General features: G+C 66.0%; 7 protein-coding genes. All 7 read right to left on the bottom strand.

All coding sequences use genetic code 11. The features are described 5' to 3' along the window. Positions 1 to 293 (bottom strand): biotin carboxylase N-terminal domain-containing protein (locus ABWP50_RS12430; RefSeq protein ID WP_353218304.1); only part of this gene is annotated, 293 nt, incomplete at its 3' end. Then, positions 290 to 925 carry an urea amidolyase associated protein UAAP2 gene (locus ABWP50_RS12425; RefSeq protein WP_353218303.1) on the bottom strand — a complete coding sequence of 212 codons (636 nt, stop codon included), beginning with the start codon at positions 923 to 925 and terminating at the stop codon, positions 290 to 292. The genes ABWP50_RS12430 and ABWP50_RS12425, both read right to left, overlap by 4 nt. 11 nt (positions 926 to 936) lie before the next feature. After that, a complete protein-coding gene (locus ABWP50_RS12420; protein ID WP_353218302.1) occupies positions 937 to 1,770 on the bottom strand; it encodes an urea amidolyase associated protein UAAP1 in 834 nt (277 codons plus the stop codon). Continuing rightward, positions 1,763 to 2,245 (bottom strand): CopG family ribbon-helix-helix protein, encoded by a 483-nt coding sequence (locus ABWP50_RS12415; RefSeq protein ID WP_353218301.1) that lies wholly within the window; start codon positions 2,243 to 2,245, stop codon positions 1,763 to 1,765. The genes ABWP50_RS12420 and ABWP50_RS12415 overlap by 8 nt, the downstream gene beginning before the upstream one ends. Before the next feature lie 10 nt (positions 2,246 to 2,255). After that, complete coding sequence (locus ABWP50_RS12410) at positions 2,256 to 3,026, bottom strand: ATP-binding cassette domain-containing protein (RefSeq protein ID WP_353218300.1); 771 nt, start codon at positions 3,024 to 3,026, stop codon at positions 2,256 to 2,258. Then, positions 3,023 to 3,850 carry an ABC transporter permease gene (locus ABWP50_RS12405; RefSeq protein ID WP_353218299.1) on the bottom strand — a complete coding sequence of 276 codons (828 nt, stop codon included), beginning with the start codon at positions 3,848 to 3,850 and terminating at the stop codon, positions 3,023 to 3,025. The genes ABWP50_RS12410 and ABWP50_RS12405 overlap by 4 nt, the downstream gene beginning before the upstream one ends. 46 nt (positions 3,851 to 3,896) lie before the next feature. Then, positions 3,897 to 4,787, bottom strand: an 891-nt coding sequence (locus ABWP50_RS12400; protein WP_353218298.1) for a putative urea ABC transporter substrate-binding protein, incomplete at its 5' end; no start/stop codon positions are given.

Genomic DNA, 4,787 nt, shown 5'->3' with positions numbered 1-4,787 from the left:
GCCGCGCACGCCTCGGCAAAATCGGCATTTTCGGCCAGAAAGCCATAGCCGGGGTGGATCGCGCCCGCCCCGGTGGCCAGCGCGGCAGCAATGATCGCCGCGCCGTCCAGATAGGTGTCCGCCGGGCGGTCCCCGGGCAGGCGCACCGAAATGTCAGCCGCCGCGACATGCGCGGAGGCTTCATCGGCGTCGGAAAACACCGCGACCGAGCGCAGGCCCATCGCCTTGATGGTGCGAATGATCCGCACGGCGATGGCGCCGCGATTGGCGACCAGGACAGTGTCAAAACTCATGCGCAAATGATCATCCGAACCGGGGTGGGGTTGAAGGCGTTGCACGGATTGTTGATCTGCGGGCAGTTGGACACAACCACGATCACATCCATGTCCGCGCGCAGATCGACGGTCAGGCCCGGCGCCGACAGCCCATCGACAATGCCGAGCGCGCCGTCCGGCTCGACCGGCACGTTCATGAAGAAATTGATGTTGGAGACGATATCACGCTTGGCACGGCCCTGGCCCAGATTGGCCTCCAGGAAATTTTCCACACAGGCATGCTGGGATTTGGTGTGGTGGCCATAGCGCAGCGTATTGGATTCGCACGAACACGCGCCGCCGATGGTGTCGTGATAGGGGATTGCGCTGGCGGTGATGGTCATCATCGGCCGGCCTTCATTCGAAAGCAGCCGCGTGCCGGTGCGCAGGAACAAATTGGCCTGAGCCGCCACCGTGTCCTGCGCCGAATAACGCTCGGCATCGTCGGCGGCGGCGTAGATCAGGAAATCCACCGCCTGGTTGCCTTCCAGATCGACAATGCGCAGCGTCTGCCCGGCGGCAACCGCGTGCAGCCAGGGCGCCCGCGCCGGCACGATTTCATCGTGCACCACAGCGCCGGGCAGGCCGTCCAGATGGGGATCAACTGTCATGTCAGGCGCCCTTAGCAGCGGTAATGATCTTCCACGTTCAAAAAGGCGCGCAGCCCTTCTGGCGTGGCGTTGCGAATATCATCGCCCTCTGGCGTGATCGGCCCACGCCAGGCGGTGGCGCGCAGCGGCGTGACGCTATAGTCAGGGCGCGGATCGAGCACGTGCGGGCAATTGGCGATGACGATGATCACGTCCATCTCGGCGCGCAGCACAATCTGGCGGCCGGGTGCAAACGGGCCGATGTCAGGGGTGATGCTGCCGTCCGGGCCGACACGCGCGCCCTTGAACAAGGTGATCGACGGGTGCACGTCGCGCCGGCCCAGGCCATGCTTGGCCGCGCCGAGCAGCAGCCGGTCGCGGGCGGACGGGAAATCGCCGCTGTTGCTGCCCGCGCCGTAGCGCGCCGCATTGCTGGCCGGAGTCGACGCGCCGCAGAAACAGTCATGGGTGGCGGCGCTGTCTTCGGTGATGCTCATCAGCACCCGGCCCATATCGGACAGCAGCAGCTTGCCAGCGCCCAGATAGGCGTTCCACTGGATCTTGACCGTATCGGCGACGTTCAGCCGTTCGCTGGGCATGGCGGCGTTGAAGATCTGGATGGTGGCGGCCGCGTCGCCGTGCAGATCGATCAGGCGCAGCCGGGCACCGCGCGGCAGGCGGCGCGCGCCATAGCCGCCGGCCGCGATGGTTTCCTCCCACAGCAAATCTTCGGTGGACACGGATGCCGGCAAATCGCCAGCGGTTGGCGGCAGGACCGGCATGGCTTCCACCACGGTGCCGCCCTGCGCCCGCGCATGGTCACGCGCCGCCAGCGGATTGGCCAAAGATGCAGGTTGTTCAGCCATGCGCGGCAATCCCCTTTTCATGCTGTTCGTGCAGCGGCGGCAGCAGCGCCGTGGTGGTGATCAGATCGAGCCGTTGCACACCGCGCACCGCGCGCAAGGCATCGGCCAATGTGCGCAGCCGCAGCGCCGGGCCCTGGAGGAGCAGCACCTCAAGCGATTGATCATCTTCCAGAAACACGTGCTGAACGGAAATCACTTCCTTCAGGTAGGCTGCTTCGATCTGGGCCAATTGCTGGCGCACCCGGCCGCGATCGGCGCGGTAGACCAGCGTGATCGTGCCGGCAAAAATCGCCTCCGGGTTGGTCAGCGCTTCATGTTCGGCGACCGCGTGGCTGATCAACTCCGAGATCAGTTGCGAGCGCGACGGCAGTTGGCGTTTGATCACCATCGCGTCCAATTTGTGCATGAGCGCGGCGGGCAGACTGATGCTCAGCCGCGCCAGCAGCGATATCGCCGGGTTGGACGGTGCGGTCATGACACCCCCGTCATAACAGGGCCTGCGCTTCGCCACCGGCAAAGACCAGCTCGTCCGGCTTGCCCCGCAGCGGCAGATCATAAGTGGCTACCGCGCCGTAGCGGTGCGGCGCATGCGGATCGTGGCGGCGCTTGTCCAGCGCGATCAGGCGGGTGCCCAGCGTGAAGGCTTCGCGGATATCGTGGGTAACCATGATGATCGTCAATTGCTGCTGCTGCCACAGCCGCCGGATCAGCACATGCATGTCGGCGCGAATGCCGGGATCGAGCGCGCCAAAGGGTTCATCGAGCAGCAGGATGCGCGGCTTCATCATCAGCGCCTGCGCGATGGCCAGGCGCTGCTGCATCCCGCCCGACATTTGCGCCGGATAGAGCGCGGCTGCGTCCTGCAAGCCCACCGCCGCCAGCATGGCCATCGCATCGTCCTGCGCGCGGCGGCGGGCGGCGCCAAACAGGCGCGCCAGCAGCGGGCTGGCAGCAAATTCGCCGGCCAGCAGCAGATTGCCCAGCGCCGACAAATGCGGGAACACCGAATAACGCTGAAACACCACCCCGCGGTCTGGCCCGCATTGTGCCGCCAGCAGCTTGCCATCGAGCAATATCGTGCCGCGCGTTGGCGCTTCCTGGCCGAGCACGAGCCGCAGCAGGCTGCTTTTCCCCGCGCCCGATGGCCCGACGATGGACACGAACGATCCCGCTTCGATGCTCAGGTTCAGGCGTTCCAGCACAACGCGGTCACCATATTCGACCCACACGTCGCGCATTTGCAGCAGGGCGGTCATGCCGGCGTGCCCCCGGCCTGATTGTCCGCCCATGGGAACAGCCGGCGCCCAGTGGCGACCAGCGCCATGTCCATCAAAATGGCGAGCAGCGCGATCCACGCCACATAGGGAATGATCACGTCCATCGACAAATAGCGGCGCACCAGAAAAATGCGGTAGCCCAGCCCGATATCGGCCGCGATGGCTTCGGCGGTGATCAGAAACACGAAGGCCGGGCCCAGCGCCAGCCGCGCCGCCTGCACCAGCCGCGGCATCGCCTGCGGCAGCGCAATGCGCAGGATCATCTGCCAGCTGCTCGCGCCCAAAGTTTCGGCCTTGACGATCTGCTCGGTGGGCAGGCCCGCGACCTGGCCGGCGAGATCGCGGATCATCACCGGCGCCACGCCAATCACGATCAGCGCCACCTTGGCCGTTTCCCCCAGGCCAAGCGCAATGAACAGAATCGGCAGCAGCGCAATCGGCGGGATCACCGCCACGCCAACCACCAGCGGCCCCAGCGCCGCGCGCACCGGCGGCAGCGCGCCAAGCGCCAAGCCCACCACCAGCGCGCAACCCGTAGCGATGCTCATGCCCAGCAGCAGGCGCTGCATGCTGGCCAGCGTGTCCGCCCAGAACAGCAAACTGCCGGTCAGCGGATCCGGCTGCGCCGCCAGCGCCCAGATGGCCGACGCCATGGCGCCCGGCAGCGGCGCGATGCGATCAGCCGGATTGGCAGCATGGCGCAGCGCGGCAAACACCAGATAGGCAATCACCAGCGCGATGATCGGCACGGCGCCGAGCAGCACCCGCTCGCGCTGGTTCATCTTGCGGCTTATCCAGCGCAAGGCGGCGCGCTCCCTATTGGGCGCTGCAAGACATGGGCTGCGGCCATCACAGGCTGCCGTCAGCCGCCATTTGCATGAACCGATTGTCAAAGCGCAACGTGATGCGCGCCGGATCGCCGAGCGACTTGCCGCCCGGGAAACCGATGCCGACAGCGTCGGCGCTGGCCGCACCCTTGAACAGCCCGCGTGAGAAGGAGAAATCGCGCACGCGGGTCATGGTGGTCACCAGCGCCGGGCTGGCGGCGGCGGCCACGGCGGCCTTGGGATCGGCATAGAAGAAGGTGGTGGCCAACTGGGCATCAAACACCGCCGGGCTTGCGCCAGCCAGCTGCGCCATGGCGGCGCGGGCGGCCTTGCCGGCAGCATCCTGTTTTTGCATCAGGGCCAGGGTTTCAAACCAGATGCCGGCCAGGGCCTTGCCGAGATCGGGATTGGCCTTCAGCGCGGCGGTGTCCACCACCAGCAGATCGATGATCTCGCCGGGCACATCGGCCGAGCTGAACAACATGCGGGCGCCGGGCTGCGCCGTGATGGCCGAAAGCTGCGGATTCCAGGTTACGGCGGCTTCGACATCGGGGCTGGCAAAGGCCGCGACGATATCGGCATCGGCGGTGTTGATCGTCTTGATATCGCGCAGCGTCATCCCGGCCTTGTCGAGCCCGCGCGCCAGCAGATAATGCGAGACCGACAATTCCACGAGGTGAACCGACCGGGCTTTCAACGCGGCCATGCTGCTGATGCCCTTGGCAACCACGCCGTCATTGCCGTTGGAATAATCGCCGATGATGATGGCACTGCTGTCCTTGCCGGCGGCGGCCGGGATGGTCAGCGCGTCCATGCTGGCCACGGTCACGCCGTCCAGCTTGCCAGCGGTGAACTGGTTGACCGATTCGGCGTAGTCATTGACCTGCACGATGTTGATTTTCAGGCCGTAGCG

Source organism: Sandarakinorhabdus sp., from assembly GCF_040398645.1.
Lineage (GTDB): Bacteria > Pseudomonadota > Alphaproteobacteria > Sphingomonadales > Sphingomonadaceae > Sandarakinorhabdus.
Note: the sequence above shows the minus strand (reverse complement) of the source record. Positions and strands in the feature narration are given on the sequence as shown.

Bases quoted from the DNA above. Each gene is read 5' to 3' on its own strand.
- ABWP50_RS12425 (WP_353218303.1), bottom strand. From the start codon at position 925: ATGACAGTTGATCCCCATCTGGACGGCCTGCCCGGCGCTGTGGTGCAC.
- ABWP50_RS12420 (WP_353218302.1), bottom strand. From the start codon at position 1,770: ATGGCTGAACAACCTGCATCTTTGGCCAATCCGCTGGCGGCGCGTGAC.
- ABWP50_RS12415 (WP_353218301.1), bottom strand. From the start codon at position 2,245: ATGACCGCACCGTCCAACCCGGCGATATCGCTGCTGGCGCGGCTGAGC.
- ABWP50_RS12410 (WP_353218300.1), bottom strand. From the start codon at position 3,026: ATGACCGCCCTGCTGCAAATGCGCGACGTGTGGGTCGAATATGGTGAC.